Annotated in this window: 13 protein-coding genes; 9 read left to right on the top strand and 4 right to left on the bottom strand. The window is 69.5% G+C overall.

The window, feature by feature from the left end; all coding sequences use genetic code 11:
• The first annotated feature begins 9 nt into the window (after nucleotides 1-9).
• The 4 genes from BM252_RS18090 (at nucleotide 10) to BM252_RS18075 (ending at nucleotide 4,554) form a co-directional block, all read left to right on the top strand.
• A complete protein-coding gene (locus BM252_RS18090; protein ID WP_093389067.1) occupies nucleotides 10-1,122 on the top strand; it encodes a Re/Si-specific NAD(P)(+) transhydrogenase subunit alpha in 1,113 nt (370 codons plus the stop codon).
• Between the two features lie 12 nt (nucleotides 1,123-1,134).
• Entirely contained in the window at nucleotides 1,135-1,452 is a 318-nt protein-coding gene (locus BM252_RS18085; RefSeq protein ID WP_093389066.1) for an NAD(P) transhydrogenase subunit alpha part 2, read from the top strand.
• A gap of 8 nt (nucleotides 1,453-1,460) precedes the next feature.
• Nucleotides 1,461-2,918, top strand: a complete 1,458-nt coding sequence (locus tag BM252_RS18080) for an NAD(P)(+) transhydrogenase (Re/Si-specific) subunit beta (RefSeq protein WP_093389163.1) — start codon at nucleotides 1,461-1,463, stop codon at nucleotides 2,916-2,918.
• A gap of 322 nt (nucleotides 2,919-3,240) precedes the next feature.
• Complete coding sequence (locus BM252_RS18075; protein WP_093389065.1) at nucleotides 3,241-4,554, top strand: hypothetical protein; 1,314 nt, start codon at nucleotides 3,241-3,243, stop codon at nucleotides 4,552-4,554.
• 71 nt (nucleotides 4,555-4,625) lie between these two features.
• Here BM252_RS18075 and BM252_RS18070 read toward each other — a convergent pair whose 3' ends face one another.
• The 4 genes from BM252_RS18070 to BM252_RS18055 all read right to left on the bottom strand — a co-directional run bounded on the left by BM252_RS18070 (nucleotide 4,626) and on the right by BM252_RS18055 (nucleotide 9,002).
• On the bottom strand, nucleotides 4,626-5,738 hold the full coding sequence (locus BM252_RS18070; RefSeq protein ID WP_245774331.1) for an FAD-dependent monooxygenase: 1,113 nt from the start codon (nucleotides 5,736-5,738) through the stop codon (nucleotides 4,626-4,628).
• A gap of 149 nt (nucleotides 5,739-5,887) precedes the next feature.
• Entirely contained in the window at nucleotides 5,888-7,222 is a 1,335-nt protein-coding gene (pepP, locus tag BM252_RS18065; protein WP_093389063.1) for a Xaa-Pro aminopeptidase, read from the bottom strand.
• A complete protein-coding gene (gene murU, locus BM252_RS18060; protein WP_093389062.1) occupies nucleotides 7,219-7,926 on the bottom strand; it encodes an N-acetylmuramate alpha-1-phosphate uridylyltransferase MurU in 708 nt (235 codons plus the stop codon). Before murU ends, pepP begins: the two co-directional genes overlap by 4 nt.
• Nucleotides 7,927-7,937: 11 nt before the next feature.
• A complete protein-coding gene (locus tag BM252_RS18055) occupies nucleotides 7,938-9,002 on the bottom strand; it encodes an aminoglycoside phosphotransferase family protein (protein WP_093389061.1) in 1,065 nt (354 codons plus the stop codon).
• A gap of 107 nt (nucleotides 9,003-9,109) precedes the next feature.
• On the opposite strand from BM252_RS18055, the gene BM252_RS18050 reads away from it, so the two are divergent.
• From BM252_RS18050 to BM252_RS18030, 5 genes are all read left to right on the top strand, one after another.
• A complete protein-coding gene (locus BM252_RS18050) occupies nucleotides 9,110-11,347 on the top strand; it encodes an LPS-assembly protein LptD (protein ID WP_245774322.1) in 2,238 nt (745 codons plus the stop codon).
• A gap of 93 nt (nucleotides 11,348-11,440) precedes the next feature.
• Nucleotides 11,441-12,826 carry a peptidylprolyl isomerase gene (locus BM252_RS18045; protein ID WP_093389059.1) on the top strand — a complete coding sequence of 462 codons (1,386 nt, stop codon included), beginning with the start codon at nucleotides 11,441-11,443 and terminating at the stop codon, nucleotides 12,824-12,826.
• Nucleotides 12,827-12,841: 15 nt separating this feature from the next.
• The gene (pdxA, locus tag BM252_RS18040; protein ID WP_093389058.1) at nucleotides 12,842-13,906 is read left to right on the top strand and encodes a 4-hydroxythreonine-4-phosphate dehydrogenase PdxA; all 1,065 of its coding nucleotides are present in this window, start codon (nucleotides 12,842-12,844) and stop codon (nucleotides 13,904-13,906) included.
• 71 nt (nucleotides 13,907-13,977) lie between these two features.
• Nucleotides 13,978-14,766 carry a 16S rRNA (adenine(1518)-N(6)/adenine(1519)-N(6))-dimethyltransferase RsmA gene (gene rsmA, locus BM252_RS18035; protein ID WP_093389057.1) on the top strand — a complete coding sequence of 263 codons (789 nt, stop codon included), beginning with the start codon at nucleotides 13,978-13,980 and terminating at the stop codon, nucleotides 14,764-14,766.
• Nucleotides 14,767-14,798: 32 nt separating this feature from the next.
• Nucleotides 14,799-15,131, top strand: a complete 333-nt coding sequence (locus tag BM252_RS18030) for a PilZ domain-containing protein (RefSeq protein WP_093389056.1) — start codon at nucleotides 14,799-14,801, stop codon at nucleotides 15,129-15,131.
• Nucleotides 15,132-15,286: the final 155 nt, after the last annotated feature.

Here is a 15,286-nt window from a genome sequence, read left to right as displayed (position 1 = left end):
GAGGCATTTATGAGAATAGGCATACCGGCCGAGACGCGGTCGGGCGAGACCCGCGTGGCGGCAACGCCCGAGACAGTCAAAAAGCTCGCAGCCAAACACCAGATCATCGTGCAGTCCGGCGCGGGCCTGACGGCCTCGGTGACGGACGAGGCCTATGCCGCCGCCGGCGCGCAGATCGGCACGGCGGCGCAAGCCTTCGGCGCCGACGTGGTGCTCAAGGTACGCGCACCGAATGTTGATGAACGCGCGCTGATGACCCCGGGGACGGTGGTGGTCGGCATGCTCAACCCCTTCGACGCCGACAACAACGCCGCCATGGCGGCGGCCGGGTTGCAGGCCTTCGCCCTCGAGGCGGTGCCGCGCATCACCCGCGCCCAGTCGATGGACGTGCTGTCGTCGCAGGCCAACATCGCCGGCTACAAGGCGGTGATGGTGGCGGCCAACACCTACCAGCGCTTCATGCCGATGCTGATGACGGCGGCCGGCACGGTGAAGGCGGCGCGCGTGCTGATCATGGGCGTCGGCGTGGCCGGCCTGCAGGCCATCGCCACGGCCAAGCGCCTGGGCGCGGTGATCGAAGCCTCCGACGTGCGTCCGCCCGTCAAGGAGCAGGTCGAGTCGCTCGGCGCCAAGTTCATCGACGTGCCCTTCCTGACCGACGAGGAGCGCGAGATCGCCAAGGGCGTCGGCGGCTACGCCCGCTCGATGCCGGCCGACTGGATGCGCCGCCAGGCCGAGCTGGTGCACGAGCGCGCCAAGCTGGCCGACATCATCATCACCACCGCGCTGATCCCCGGCCGGCCGGCGCCGGTGCTGATCTCCGAGGAGACCGTCAAGGCCATGAAGCCGGGCTCGGTGATCGTCGACCTGGCCGTCTCGCAGGGCGGCAACTGCCCGCTGTCGGAATTGAACAAGACCGTGGTCAAGTACGGCGTGCACATCGTCGGCGAACCCGACCTGGCCACCCTGGTGGCGGCCGACGCCTCGGCGCTGTACGCGCGCAACGTGCTCGACTTCCTCAAGCTGATCTTCGACAAGGAAGACAAGCTGGTGATCGACCGCGAAGACGAGATCCTCAAGGCCGCGCTGATGTGCGCCGGCGGCGAAGTGCTGCGCAAATAACTGGAGAAGAATATGGAAGTCACCCACACCATCACCAATCTGATCATCTTCGTGCTGGCCATCTACGTCGGCTACCACGTGGTCTGGAACGTCACGCCGGCGCTGCACACGCCGCTGATGGCGGTCACCAACGCCGTCTCGGCGATCATCATCGTCGGCGCCATGCTGGCCGCCGGTTTGACCGAAGGCCTGGTCGGCCAGATCGCCGGCACCGTCGCCGTCGCGCTGGCGGCGGTCAACGTCTTCGGCGGCTTTTTGGTCACCCAGCGCATGCTCGAGATGTTCAAGAAAAAAGAGCCGAAGGCCAAACAGGACGGAGGCAAGGCATGAGTTTCAGCATGGATTTCATCAGCATGAACCTGGTCACGATGATGTACCTGATCGCGTCCGTCTGCTTCATCCAGGCCTTGAAGGGCCTGTCCTCGCCGGCCAACGCGCGCAAGGGTAACGCCTTCGGCATGTCCGGCATGGCCATCGCCGCCGTCACCACGCTGGCGCTGATCCTCAAGCTCAAGTCGCAGGCCACCGGCGGCAGCATCGGCTACCTGCTGGTGATCGGCGGCGTGGTGGTGGGCGGCGGCATCGGCGCGCTGCTGGCGAAAAAGGTCGAGATGACCAAGATGCCGGAACTGGTCGCGGCGATGCACTCGCTGATCGGCCTGGCCGCCGTCTGCATCGCCGTCGCCGCCGTCTCCGAGCCGCACGCCTTCAACATCGCCGCCCTCGGCGAGGCGCTGCCGCTGGGCAACCGCATCGAACTGTTCATCGGCACCTTCGTCGGCGCCATCACCTTCTCCGGTTCGGTGATCGCCTTCGGCAAGCTGTCGGGCAAGTACAAGTTCCGCCTGTTCCAGGGCGCGCCGGTCAGCTTCCCCGGCCAGCACATGCTCAACCTGGTGCTGGCGCTGGTGATGGTCGGCCTGGGCCTGGTGTTCTGCCTGGCCGGCGGCAGCGAGCCGGCGTGGATTCCGTTCATCGTCATGACGGCGATCGCATTCGCCCTCGGTGTGCTGATCATCATCCCGATCGGCGGCGCCGACATGCCGGTGGTGGTGTCGATGCTCAACTCCTACTCGGGTTGGGCGGCGGCCGGCATCGGCTTCTCGCTCAACAACGCCATGCTGATCATCGCCGGCTCGCTGGTCGGTTCCTCCGGCGCGATCCTGTCCTACATCATGTGCAAGGCGATGAACCGCTCCTTCTTCAACGTCATCCTGGGCGGCTTCGGCGGCGACCCGGCGGCGGCCGGTCCGGCCGGCGCGCAGGAGGCCCGTCCGGTCAAGGCCGGCTCGGCCGACGACGCCGCGTTCATCATGGCCAACGCCGAGAGCGTCATCATCGTGCCGGGCTACGGCCTGGCCGTGGCGCGCGCCCAGCACTCGCTCAAGGAACTGGTCGAGAAGCTGACCCACAAGGGCGTCAGCGTCAAGTACGCCATCCACCCGGTGGCCGGGCGCATGCCGGGCCACATGAACGTGCTGCTGGCCGAGGCCGAGGTGCCCTACGACCAGGTGTTCGAGATGGAGGACATCAACGGCGAGTTCGGCCAGACCGACGTGGTGCTGGTGCTGGGCGCCAACGACGTGGTCAACCCCGCCGCCAAGGACCCCAAGTCGCCGATCGCCGGCATGCCGATCTTGGAGGCGTACAAGGCCAAGAGCATCATCGTCAACAAGCGCTCGATGGCCTCCGGCTACGCCGGCCTGGACAACGACCTGTTCTACCAGGCCAACACCATGATGGTCTTCGGCGACGCCAAGAAGGTCATCGAGGACATGGTCAAGGCGGTCGAGTAGGCCGCCACGGCGGCGCCCGCGCGGCGCCGCCGCAGCAACAACCGCGTCCGGCGCCAGCCCGACGCGGTTTTTTTTGCGTGGACGCCAAGGCGCCGGGGCGGCCGGAAAACCCCACAGGCGAAGAGCCAGGGTCAGACCCTCAGGGTCTGACCCTAGATTTTGGCCGGTGGTTTTTGGCGGCGGCGCTGCCGTGCGCCGAAAAATAGTACCCTTCAGATAGTATTGGTTAGATTGCAAGCCAACGACTCGGGGATAATGGCAACACATTTTGTATTGCCGCAATTGACCGCGTCCCGCACCGTCCACCGCCAGCCCGCACAGCATGAACCCTCGCCAGCCATCCCCGCCGCCCCGCCGCCTGCGCCTGTCGCCGGGCCGCGTCGTGGTCGGCGCCGTGGTGTTGGCGGCGGCGCTGGCCAGCCTGACGATGGCCGGCTGCCGCGGCTGGGCCGGCGGCGTGCGGCCAACCGAGGTGCGCCAGGAGGTGCTGCTCAACAGCGCGGCCAACGCCGTGATGGAGCCGCTGGCGATGGCCGTCGGCGCCGACGACGGCCTGCTGGTGGCCGGCGGCGCCACCGCCACGCGGCAGGCCTGGGCGGCGCGGCTGAGCGCCGCCAACAAGGTCGAGTGGATGTACTTCCGCGAGTCGCCGCCGGCCGAGCGGCTGGCGCAGGAGGCCAGTGCGACCACGCCGGAGTTCCGCGCCGTGGCCAGCATGGCCGACGGCAGCGTTTTCTTGTGCGGCAACACGCCGTACCGCAGCGGCGCCTCGAACATCTTCCTGACCCAGCTCGACCGCCAGGGCCAGCTGCTCAGCGAAAGGCCGCTGGAGACGCCGGCGCTGCGCGGCGCCATGGTCTACCGCGCCGACCAGTGCATCGCCTGGGGCGGCGGCGTGGTGCTGCTGGCCCACGAGCAGCACTACCCGCTGCCCGGCGCCGACGGCGGTCACGGCGTGCGCGCCTCCTACCTGCTGCTGGCCTTCGACCGGCTGGGCAATTTCAAATGGGAGCAGGTGGTGCCGACGCTGGGCGAGGGTTTCGCGCCGGACGGCCAGGGCGTGGTGGTGCGCGACGTCGGCGGCGCGCTGCTGGTGTCGGCCACCGACAACGTCGACACCGAGGTGCTGCGCTTCGACGCCGACGGCCGGCTGCGCGCCCACCGCCGCTTCGACGGCCGCTATCTGCTGCTGCACGGCCAGTCCAGCGGCCCGGTCAAGCTGTTCGGTTCGGTGCCGGCCAACGACGCGCTGCCGCGCAGCGTGGTCACGCTAGACGAGACGCTGGCGGTGGTGGCGCGCACCCAGGGCGACAAGCCGTTCGACTTCGCCGTGCGCCACGCCTTCGAGAAGCGCGACGGCTCGCTGCTGCTGTTCGGTTCGGAGCTGCACGCCCAGGGCGAGCGCCTGCGCGCCGGCGTGCGCGTGGTCGACGCGGCGCTCAAGCAGGAGCGCCATGTGACCTTGGACCATCGCCAGCGGCTTGAGCCGAGCGCCATCCTGGCCGCCGGCGCGCGCCGCCGCGACGGCGGCTACGCCTACGCCACCATCGCGGTGCCGGCGCGCGCCGCCGTGCGCACCAGCGGCGCCGAACCGGCCGACGTGGTGGTCGGCGCGGTGGTCACCTTCCTCGAGTAGGCGGGCAGCAAATTCAGGGTCAGACCCTAGGGTCTGACCCTAAGGTGAACCTGCTGCCGTGCCGCAGGCGTTCAGCGGCGGCCGTACAGCATCAGCTCGGCCAGCAGGCCACGGGCCGGCGCCACCACGTCGATCGCCGCCAGCGACAGGCCGAGCAGCGCCTGCAGCGGCGAGTCGTTGGCGAAGACGCGCGCCATGCCGTCGGTCAGGCGCACGGTCAGCGCGCGGTCCTGCCGGCGCAGGCCGTTGAACTGGCCCAGCATGGCCGGCGTGGCGCCCTGCGCCAGCAGGCGCGCCAGCACGCTGACGTCGCGCAGGCCCAGGTTCAGGCCCTGGCCGGCCACCGGGTGCAGCGTCTGCGCGGCGTTGCCGATGGCCACAGTGCGGGCGCTGGCGCGCTCGCCGGCGTTCAGGCCGAGCGGGAAGCCGAGCCGTGGCGTGGCGTGGGTGAAGCTGCCCAGGCGGCCGCCGAAGGCCTGCCCCAGCGCGGCCAGGAAGGCGGCGTCGTCCAGGGCCAGCAGCTGGCGCGCCGTGTCCGGCCGCGCGCACCACACCAGCGAATAGCCGTCGTCCTGCGGCAGCAGCGCCAGCGGGCCCTGTTCGGTGAAGCGCTCGTAGGCGCGCTGCGGAATGGGCGCGCTGCTGCGCACCTCGGCGATCAGCGCGGTCTGGCCGTAGTCGCGGCGCAGGCTGCGGCCCTCCTGCTGGTCGAACAGGCCGCCCTCGGCCTGCACCACGATGGCGGCGCGCAGCGTGCGACCGGCGTCGCCGTCGGCGTCGGCGTCGGACTCGTCGCCGGTCAGGCGTAGTTCGACATGCTCGGCGTGCTCGGTGTGGCCGAGCACGCGGGCCGGGCGCAGCGTGGCAATGCCGGCGCGCTGGCACACCGCGCCCAGCGCCGTGACGATGTCGCCGTAGCGGGTCACATAGCCCAGCGCCGGCAGGTGGTGCTCGGCGCGGTCGATCAGGCTGCGGCCGAACTGGCCACGGCGCGAGACGTGGATCTGGTGGATCTCGGTGCAGGCCAGCGGCCAGGCGCCGACCTGTTCGAGGATCTGCCGGCTGCCGTGCGACAGCGCCAGTGTGCGCGGGTCGTGGCTGGCCTGCTCCAGCGTCTTGGCGTCGACCAGCACGATGCGCCCGGGCGCCACGCCGCGCTTGGCCAGCAGCGCGGCCAGCGCCATGCCGGCCGGGCCGGCGCCGCAGATGGCGATGTCGTAGTCGTAGTCGGCTGCCGCTGCGGGCGCTGGTTGTACCGCCGGCTGCGGCGTGCCTTGCGGTGTGTCGTGTTGGGTGTGCTGCGGTGGGGCGGGCGGTGTGGCGTGGGCGGTGGTCATGGTGTGTGGCGCATCAAAAGTTCGATCTCGGCGACGGTCTTGGGCGCGGCGGCGCTCAACACCTCGTGGCCGGTGGCGGTCAGCAGCACATCGTCCTCGATGCGGATGCCGGTGTTCCAGAATTGTTCGGGCACGCCCTCGGCCGGGCGCACATAGATGCCCGGCTCGACCGTCAGCACCATGCCCGCCTGCAGCGGGCGCGAGGGCTTGCCGGCCTCGGCCAGGTCGCGGTAGTGGCCGACGTCGTGCACGTCCATGCCCAGCCAGTGGCCGGTGCCGTGCATGTAGAACTGCAGGTAGTGGCGGTTGGCGATGACGTCGTCGACCATGCCGCAGCGCTGGCGCGACAGCAGGCCCAGCTCGAGCATGCCCTCGGCCAGCACGCGTAGCGCCGCGTCGTGCATCTCGCTGTAGCGGCGGCCCGGCTGGGCCGCTTCCAGCGCCGCCGCCTGCGCCGCCAGCACCAATTCGTACAGGGCGCGCTGCGGCGCGCTGAAGCGGCCGTTGACGGGATAGCTGCGGCTGATGTCGGCGGCGTAGCCGTCGAACTCGCAGCCGGCGTCGATCAGCACCAGCTCGCCGTCGCGGCACAGGGCGTTGTTGCGCTGGTAGTGCAGCACGCAGGCGTTGGCGCCGGCGGCGACGATCGAGGTGTAGGCGGGCGCCTGGGCGCCGTGGCGGCGGAACTCGTAGAGCAGCTCGGCCTCGATCTCGTATTCGTGCATGCCGGGCCGGGTCGCGCGCATGGCGCGCGCATGGGCCTGGGCCGAGATGGCGCCGGCGCGCCGCATCAGCGCCTGTTCGTCGGCGTCCTTGAACAGGCGCATCTCGTCGAGCAGCGGCAGCAGGTCGCAGGCCAGGGTGGGCGCGGTGACGCCGCTGCGCGCCAGCTGGCGCACGCCGGCCAGCCAGGTCTTGACCTGGGCGTCCAGCGCGGCGCTGTGGCCGAGCGCGTAGTACAGCGCCGGCGCGTTGGCCAGCAGCCGGCCCATCTCTGCGTCGAGCTCGTCGATCGGGTGGGCGGCGTCGAAGCCGAAGCCGGCGCGCGCCGCCTCGGGGCCGTGGCGCAGGCCGTCCCAGATCTCGCGTTCGGGGTTCTTCTCGCGGCAGAACAGGATGCTGCGGGCCGGCGCGTCGGCGCGCGCGGCGAGCAGCACCAGCACGCTGTCGGGCTCGTCGAAGCCGCTCAGGTAGTAGAAGTAGCTGTCGTGGCGGTAGGGGTAGTCGCTGTCGCTGTTGCGCGCCACCTCGGGCGCGGTGGCGAGCACCGCCACGCCGCCCGCCTGCATGTGCGCCAGCAGGCGGGCGCGGCGCGCGGCGTAGGGGCTCATCGCGCGGCGGGGCGGTTCAGGGCCTCGAGTTGTTCGACCGTGCCGACGTTGGTCCAGTCGCCCTGGTAGACCTCGCCGCCGACGCGGCCCTGGCCGATCAGCTGGCGCAGCAGCGGGCCGAGCTTGGCGTGGCTGCCCGGCTCGATGCCGTCGAAGATTTCCGGCCGGTAGACGCCGATGTTGGCGAAGGTCCACAGCGGCGCGCCCTCGTTCGTCAGCGTGTACAGGTTGACGCCGAAGTCGCCCAGCGGGTGGTGGTCCGGGTTCTTCACCAGGTAGAGCCAGGCCAGGTCGCGCTTCTCCTCGGGCCAGGGCACGCCCCACATGTCGTGCTCGGGCAGCACGTCCTTGACCTGCTCGAAGTCGAAGTAGGGGCAGTAGATGTCGCCGGAGATGGCGACGAAGGGCTCGTCGCCGAGCAGGTGGCGGGCCTGGGCCACGCCGCCGGCCGTCTCCAGCGCGGTCTGCTCGGGCGAGTAGGCGATGCGCGCGCCGAACCGGCTGCCGTCGCCCAGCGTCTGCTCGATCAGGTCGCCCAGGTGGGCGTGGTTGATGACGATGTCGGTGATGCCGGCGCGCACCAGGTTGAGCACGTGCCAGACGATCAGCGGCCGGCCGCGCACGGCCAGCAGCGGTTTCGGACAGGTGTCGGTGAGCGGGCGCATCCGCTCGCCGCGGCCGGCGGCGAAGATCATGGCTTTCATCGCGGCCCCGCTCAGAAGGTGTAGCCGACTTGCGGCTGGACGTCGTCGAGCTGGTCGAGCAGGCGCACCAGCGGCTTCAGCTCGCGGTAGCGGTTGGCCGTCTTGCGCACGTAGTCGAGCAAAATCGGCAGGTCGCCGAGGAAGTTGGTCTTGCCGTCGCGGTAGGCCAGGCGGCAGAACAGGCCCAGGTTCTTCAGGTGGCGCTGCAACGCCATGAACTCGAAGTCGCGGTAGAAGGCGTCGATGTCCTGGTTGACCGGCAGGCCCAGTTGCTTGGCCCGCTGCCAGTAGCGGATCACCCAGTCGAGCACCAGCTCCTCGTCCCACTGCACGTAGGCGTCGCGCAGCAGCGAGCCGAGGTCGTAGGTGATCGGGCCGTAGACGGCGTCCTGGAAGTCGAGCACGCCGGGGTTGCCGGCGTCCATGCGCATCAGGTTGCGCGAGTGGTAGTCGCGGTGCACGTAGACCTGCTGCTGCGCCAGGATGTTGGCCTGGATCGCGGCGAACACCTTGTCCAGCTCGGCCGCCTGCGCCGCGCTCAGCGTGGCGCCCAGGTGTTTGCCGACGTACCACTCGGGGAACAGGTCCAGCTCGCGCTGGAAGAAGGCGCGGTCGTACTCGGGCAGCACGCCGGGCTGGCTGGCCAGCTGGAAGCGGCTGAGCGCCTCGAGCGCCTCGGCGTACAGGGTCGAGGCGTTGTCGTGGTCGAGCACCTGCAGGTAGGTGGTGTCGCCCAGGTCGGACAGCAGCAGGAAGCCCTGCGCCAGGTCCTGCGCGACGATGGCCGGCACGGTCACGCCGGCGGCGGCCAGCATGGCGTCGAGCTTGACGAAGGCGGCGCTCTTTTCGCGCTCGGGCGGGGCGTCCATGACGATCAGCGTGGCGCCGTGGGCGGCGCGGTGCTCGGCCAGCACGTCGACGCGGAAGTAGCGGCGGAAGCTGGCGTCGGCCGAGGCGGCGCGGGTGCTGTCGACCCGCACCAGGTTCAGGCCGGAGAGCCAGGCTTGCAACAGGATCAGGCGGGTGTCGGGCGCGGCGGGCGCCGCGTCGGGTGATGAATTAGACAATAAAGACATAAAGCGGCCTGTGGAATCCGGTTGATTGTGAAGATTCCCATATAATAAGGGATTCAAATCAAAAAATCGCCTGTCATGGTGTTTCGATTCCTCTTTTCATGAGCAGTATGCGCCGGCCAACTGCCCCCCCCAAGCTGTACCGATGGGCCTATGCCCTGACCGCCCTGCTCGCCGCCACGGCGGCGCCCAGCCACGCCCAGACCAAGCCGCGGCCGCCCAGGGTGGAGGACCAGAACGCCGTCACCACCGTGCGCGCCGAGGACATCGGCGGCCGCCCCGAGCGCGAAATCACGCTCGAGCGCGACGTCGAGATCGTCAAGGACCAGACCCGGGTCAAGGCCGACACGGCCTGCTACCGCCAGGTCGAGGACGAGGTCGAGGCCAACGGCCACGTGCGCATCTGGCGCTTCGGCGACTACTTCACCGGCGACGAGCTCAAGCTCAACCTCGACACCGGCAAGGGCTATATGCTGCAGCCGACCTACCGCATGGAGCTCAACCACGCCCAGGGCAAGGCGCGCCGCATCAACTTCCTCAACGAGGACGAGGCGCTGGTGCTCGACGGCACCTACAGCACCTGCCAGGGCCCCAACCCGGACTGGTATCTGAAGTCGAGCACGCTGAATTTGGACTCGGGGCGCGACGTCGGCACCGCCGGCAAGACCATCGTCTACTTCAAGGACGTGCCCATCCTCGGCACGCCGGCGATGTCGTTCTCGCTGTCGGGCGCGCGCCGCTCCGGCTGGCTGCCGCCGATGCCCGGCTTCGGCTCGAAGGGCGCCGCCGAGCTGACCGTGCCCTACTACGTCAACATCGCGCCCAACCGCGACCTGACGCTGTATCCCAAGTTGATCCCGCGGCGCGGCATCCAGCTCGGCGCCAGCGGCCGCTACATCGGCGAGACCGACGCCGGCCTGTACGGCGGCGAGACCGACATCGAATTGCTGCCGCACGACAAGCAGACCGGCGGCAAGCGCTGGAACATCAAGTCCAACCACAGCCAGGACCTGGCCCGCGACTGGTCGTTCGGCTGGAGCCTGCGGGCCGCCTCGGACGACAACTATCCGAACGACTTCGCCAAGACCGTCTCCGGCAGCGCCGAGCGCCAGTTGCTGCGCGAGCTGCGCACGGACTACCGCGGCAGCTGGTGGAACCTGACGGCGCGGGTGCAGAAGTACCAGGTGCTGCAGGACCCGGACTCGAAGACCGACCCGCGCTTGTTCGTCTCGCGCCCCTACGACCGCCTGCCGGCCGTCAGCTACAGCGCCGCCCAGTACGACGTCGGCGGCTTCGACTGGTCGTTCAACAGCGAGCTGACGAACTTCTGGCACCCCACGCTGGTGCGCGGCAGCCGCCTGGTGGCGGCGCCCCAGCTCAGCTATCCGATCATCGGGCCGAGCTTCCACATCACGCCCAAGCTGATGCTCAACGCCGCCGCCTACCAGCTCGACGCCTTCAAGGACGCCGGCGGCGCGCAGACCCCGGCGCAGTCGCTGAGCCGCGTCGTGCCCACCTTCTCGCTCGACGCCGGCCTGGTGTTCGAGCGCGACGCCAAGCTGTTCGGCACCGCCACGCAGACGCTCGAGCCGCGCCTGTTCTACGTCAACACGCCGTACCGCGACCAGAGCAAGCTGCCGCACTTCGACACCGACGCCTCCAGTTTCAACTTCGCCCAGCTGTTCAGCGAGAACCGCTTCATCGGCTCGGACCGCATCGGCGACGCCAACCAGGTGACCGCCGCGCTGGTCTCGCGCTTCCTCGAGAGCTCCGGCGCCGAGCGGCTGCGCCTGTCGATCGGCCAGCGCTTCTACTTCCGCGACCAGCGCGTCCAGCTCGACGCCAGCAACCCGGTCAAGGACGCCCGCTCCGACCAGCTGCTGGCCGCCGCCGGCCGCATCTCCGATACCTGGACCTTCGAGAGCGAGGTGCAGTACAACAACCGCGACAGCAAGATGGTCGCCGCCAGCTACGGCGTGCACTGGCAGCCGGGGCAGAAGAAGGTGGTCAACCTGAGCTACCACTACGTCGACACGGCCTTGAAGAACCTCGAGGTGTCGAGCCAGTGGCCGCTGTCGCAGCGCTGGTACGGCGTCGGCCGGGTGGTGTATTCCCAGCTCAGCAAGAAAGTCATCGAAAGCCTGGTCGGTCTTGAATACAATGGCGACTGCTGGGTGTTCCGCATGGGCGCGCAGCGCTTCGTCGCCACCGCCAAGAACGTCTCGACGCCGATCTTCTTCCAGCTCGAGTTGAACGGCCTGTCCAAGCTGGGCGTGGGCAACCCGCTCGAGGCGATGAAGAACAGCATTCCCGGCTACCAGCGCTTGAACGAGGGCTACGGCCGCTAGAACTTTGCGCACGCGCGGCGGTCCCATGTCCGGCGTGTTTTTTGATTGTGTACCACCTGATGATGAGCGTTCCACATTATGCGTAATGCCAGTATGCACCCACTGAAGATCGCCGCAGCCCTGCTGTGCGCCACCACCGTTTGCGCCGCCTGGGCGCAGGACGCCAAGCCGGCCGCCGCGCCGGCCGCTGCGACGCCGGCCGCCGCCAAGGGCTTCACGCCGCCCGGCCAGCAGTCCAACAACAAGCCGATCGACTCGATCGCCGTGGTGGTCAACGAGGACGTCATCACGCGCCAGGAGCTGGCCGCGCGCATCGGCACGGTGACCCGCCGCATGAAGGCGCAGAACGTCGCCATGCCCGAGCCGGCCGACCTGCGGCGGCAGATGCTCGAGCGGATGATCGTCGAGCGCGCCCAGCTGCAGCTGGCCAAGGAGATGGGCGTGCGGGTCGACGACACCATGCTCGACCGCGCCATCGGCCGCATCGCCGAGCAGCAGAAGCTGACCGTGCAGGCGATGCGCGACCAGATGGAGAAGGACGGCACCGCCTTCGCCGCCTTCCGCGAGGAGATCCGCGAGGAGATCATCATGCAGCGCCTGCGCGAGCACGAGGTCGACGCCAAGATCCAGATCTCCGACGCCGAGGTCGACAACTACCTGGAGGCCGAGAAGGCCGCCGCCGCCGAGCAGTTCGAGATGAACCTGGCGCAGATCATGGTGCGCATCCCGGAGAACGCCTCGCCCGAGGTGATCGCCGCGCGCAAGGCGCGCGCCGACGAGGTGATGCGCCAGCTGCGCACCGGCGCCGACTTCGCCAAGATGGCCGGCACCTATTCCGACGCCAGCGACGCCCTCAAGGGCGGCGAGATCGGCTGGCGCAGCGCCGACCGCCTGCCGCCGATGTTCGCCGAGGCGCTGGTCAAGCTGAAACCGGGCCAGGTGACGCCGGTGATGAAGAGCGTCGGCGGCTTCCACATCATCAAGATGGTCGACAAGCGCAGCCTGGCCGAGGCGGCCGCCGCCTCGGCGGTGCAGCAGACCCACGCCCGGCAGATCCTGATCAAGGTGACGCCGACCATGAGCGCCTACGACGCCAAGCGCAAGCTGACCGAGCTCAAGGAGCGGCTCGACAACAAGGCCGCCAAGTTCGAGGAGCTGGCCCGCCTGTTCTCCACCGACAGCTCGGCCGCCAAGGGCGGCGACCTGGGCTGGCTGTACCCGGGCGACATCGTGCCCGAGTTCGAGGCGGCGATGAACGCGCTCAAGCCGGGCGAGGTGAGCGCGCCGGTCGAGACCAGCTTCGGCTACCACCTGATCGAGGTGTTGGAGCGCAAGAGCGACGACGCCTCCAAGGAGCGCCAGCGCAACGCCGCGCGCAACGCCATCCGCGACCGCAAGATCGAGGAGGCGGCCGAGGACTGGCAGCGCCAGGTGCGCGACCGCGCCTACGTCGAGTTCCGCAGCGACGAGGCGAAATAGCGTGGGGGGCCAGGCATGAGCGCCACCCGCAGCGCCGGCCGGCGGCCGGCCATCGCCGTCACCGTCGGCGAGCCGGCCGGCATCGGCCCGGAGATCTCGATCCGCGCCGCCTGGGCGCGCCGCCACGAGGTCAACTGCGTGCTGCTGGGCGACGCCGCCTACCTGGCCATGATCGCCCACGAGATCGACCCGGCGATCCGCCTGTCGGCGCTGTCGCTGCAGGCGCTGCGCAACGGCGGCCTGCCGCACTTCGGCCCGGCCAGTCTGAGCGTGGTCGACATCCCGCTGGCGGCGCACGTGCGCGCCGGCGTGCTCGACAAGGAGAACGGCCGCAGCGTGCTGGCCACGCTGGACGCCGCCATCGAGGGCGTGCAGGCCGGCTGGTTCGCCGCCGTGGTCACCGCGCCGCTGCAAAAGAGCACCATCAACGACGCCGGCGTGGCCTTCTCCGGCCACACCGAATACTTCGCCGAGCGTTGCGGCGGCGCCCGGGTGGTGATGATGCTGGCCGGCCAGCCGCAGGGCGGCGCGGCGCAGTTGCCGCTGGCGCCGCAGTTGCGCGTGGCGCTGGCCACCACCCACCTGCCGCTGAAGGACGTGCCGGCCGCGCTCAGCGTCGCCGGCCTCGGCGCCACCCTCGACATCATCGAGCGCGACCTGCGCCAGCGCTTCGGCATCGCCGCGCCGCGCATCCTGGTGGCCGGGCTCAACCCGCACGCCGGCGAGGGCGGCTACCTGGGGCGCGAGGAGATTGACATCATCGAACCGGCCATCGCGGCGGCGCAGGCGCGCGGCATCGACGCGCGCGGCCCGTACCCGGCCGACACCTTGTTCCAGGCCAAACACCTGCGCGAGGCCGACTGCGTGCTGGCCATGTACCACGACCAGGGCCTGCCGGTGCTCAAGTACGCCACCTTCGGCCGGGGCGTCAACATCACGCTGGGCCTGCCGCTGATCCGCACCTCGGTCGACCACGGCACCGCCCTCGACCTGGCGGCCCGGGGCCTCGGCCTGGCCGACTGCGCCAGCATGGAGCTGGCCATCGCCAGCGCGCTGGCGATGGTCGCCGCCGCCGGCTAGTCCAGCGCATAGAAGCATAGAAGCATAGAACCGCAGAACCGCAGAACCCCTCACGCAGAAGAAGAACAACCATGAAACACATCGCCCGCAAACGCTTCGGCCAGAATTTTTTACACGACAAGTACGTGCTGTCGGCCATCACCGAAGCGATCGCGCCGCAAGCCGACGACGCCATGGTCGAGATCGGCCCCGGCCTGGGCGCCATGACCGAACAATTGATGCGCAGCCTGAAGATGATGCACGTCGTCGAGCTCGACCGCGACCTGGTGGCGCGCCTGGAGAAGACCTTCAACCCGGCCAAGCTGACCATCCACGCCGGCGACGCGCTGAAGTTCGATTTTTCCACCATCCCGGTGCCGGCCGGGCAAAAGCTGCGCGTGGTCGGCAACCTGCCATACAATATTTCCAGCCCCTTGCTGTTCCACCTGGCCGACATCGCCCCGCTGGTGCAGGACCAGCACTTCATGCTGCAAAAGGAGGTGGTCGAACGCATGGCCGCGCCGCCCGGCAGCAAGACCTACGGCCGCCTGTCGGTGATGCTGCAATGGCGCTACGCCATCAAGCTGCTGTTCGTGGTGCCGCCCGAGGCCTTCGATCCGCCGCCCAAGGTGGAGTCGGCCATCGTGCGCATGATCCCGCTGGCCGAGCCGCTGGCCTGCGACGGCCCGACTCTGGAGGCGGTGGTGTTGAAGGCCTTCTCGCAGCGCCGCAAGGTGATCCGCAACTGCCTGGCCGGCATGTTCAGCGAGGCGCAGATCGTCGCCGCCGGCATCGATCCGTCGATGCGGCCGGAGACCGTCGGCGTGGCGCAGTACGTCGCCCTGGCCAACAGCCTGAAAGCACCGCCCGTTCCATCCTGACCTAGCTAGTGCGACCCGAGGGAGAGCCGAAGATGAGCAAGAACGCCCGCCTCAGCCGCCGCGCCGATCTGCGCCTGCCGGCCACCGTGACCATGATCGACGAGTCGCGCCACGCCGCCCACACGCTCGACCTGTCGCAGGGCGGGGTCAGCCTGCAGACCGCCAGCCAGATCCGCCTGGCGCAGTATTGCGCGGTTAGCTTCCAGGTCGCCGTCGGCGAGGAGCGCCGCACCGTGCTGGCGATGGGCCAGGTGGTCTACAGCGACCCCGACCCGCTGCTGGGCTACAGGACCGGGGTGCAGTTCATCAAGGTCGACCAACGCAGCGTGGCCGTCATCGACGAGCTGCTGGCCGCGCCGGCCTGAGTCGCGGCCCGGCTCCTCCACCGCGTCCGTACAGGGGGCAGCGCCGCAGGGCCTGCCCCTTTTTTTACCCCGCACCCCGATACGCCACGGGGTCAGACCCCTTTGCTTGCGGGGTAAGGCCCGCACCCCGCCGATCCGTGAAGAACCTTTTTTTG

Source organism: Rugamonas rubra (genome assembly GCF_900114705.1).
Classification (GTDB): Bacteria; Pseudomonadota; Gammaproteobacteria; order Burkholderiales; family Burkholderiaceae_D; genus Rugamonas; species Rugamonas rubra.
Note: the sequence above shows the minus strand (reverse complement) of the source record. Positions and strands in the feature narration are given on the sequence as shown.

Excerpts from the sequence above, each read along its gene's own strand:
- pdxA (WP_093389058.1), top strand. The coding sequence starts at position 12,842 with ATGAGCGCCACCCGCAGCGCCGGCCGGCGGCCGGCCATCGCCGTCACC.
- BM252_RS18080 (WP_093389163.1), top strand. The coding sequence starts at position 1,461 with ATGGATTTCATCAGCATGAACCTGGTCACGATGATGTACCTGATCGCG.
- BM252_RS18050 (WP_245774322.1), top strand. The coding sequence starts at position 9,110 with ATGCGCCGGCCAACTGCCCCCCCCAAGCTGTACCGATGGGCCTATGCC.
- BM252_RS18090 (WP_093389067.1), top strand. The coding sequence starts at position 10 with ATGAGAATAGGCATACCGGCCGAGACGCGGTCGGGCGAGACCCGCGTG.
- murU (WP_093389062.1), bottom strand. The coding sequence starts at position 7,926 with ATGAAAGCCATGATCTTCGCCGCCGGCCGCGGCGAGCGGATGCGCCCG.
- BM252_RS18055 (WP_093389061.1), bottom strand. The coding sequence starts at position 9,002 with ATGTCTTTATTGTCTAATTCATCACCCGACGCGGCGCCCGCCGCGCCC.
- pepP (WP_093389063.1), bottom strand. The coding sequence starts at position 7,222 with ATGAGCCCCTACGCCGCGCGCCGCGCCCGCCTGCTGGCGCACATGCAG.
- BM252_RS18045 (WP_093389059.1), top strand. The coding sequence starts at position 11,441 with ATGCACCCACTGAAGATCGCCGCAGCCCTGCTGTGCGCCACCACCGTT.
- BM252_RS18085 (WP_093389066.1), top strand. The coding sequence starts at position 1,135 with ATGGAAGTCACCCACACCATCACCAATCTGATCATCTTCGTGCTGGCC.
- rsmA (WP_093389057.1), top strand. The coding sequence starts at position 13,978 with ATGAAACACATCGCCCGCAAACGCTTCGGCCAGAATTTTTTACACGAC.
- BM252_RS18030 (WP_093389056.1), top strand. The coding sequence starts at position 14,799 with ATGAGCAAGAACGCCCGCCTCAGCCGCCGCGCCGATCTGCGCCTGCCG.
- BM252_RS18075 (WP_093389065.1), top strand. The coding sequence starts at position 3,241 with ATGAACCCTCGCCAGCCATCCCCGCCGCCCCGCCGCCTGCGCCTGTCG.
- BM252_RS18070 (WP_245774331.1), bottom strand. The coding sequence starts at position 5,738 with ATGGCGCTGGCCGCGCTGCTGGCCAAGCGCGGCGTGGCGCCCGGGCGC.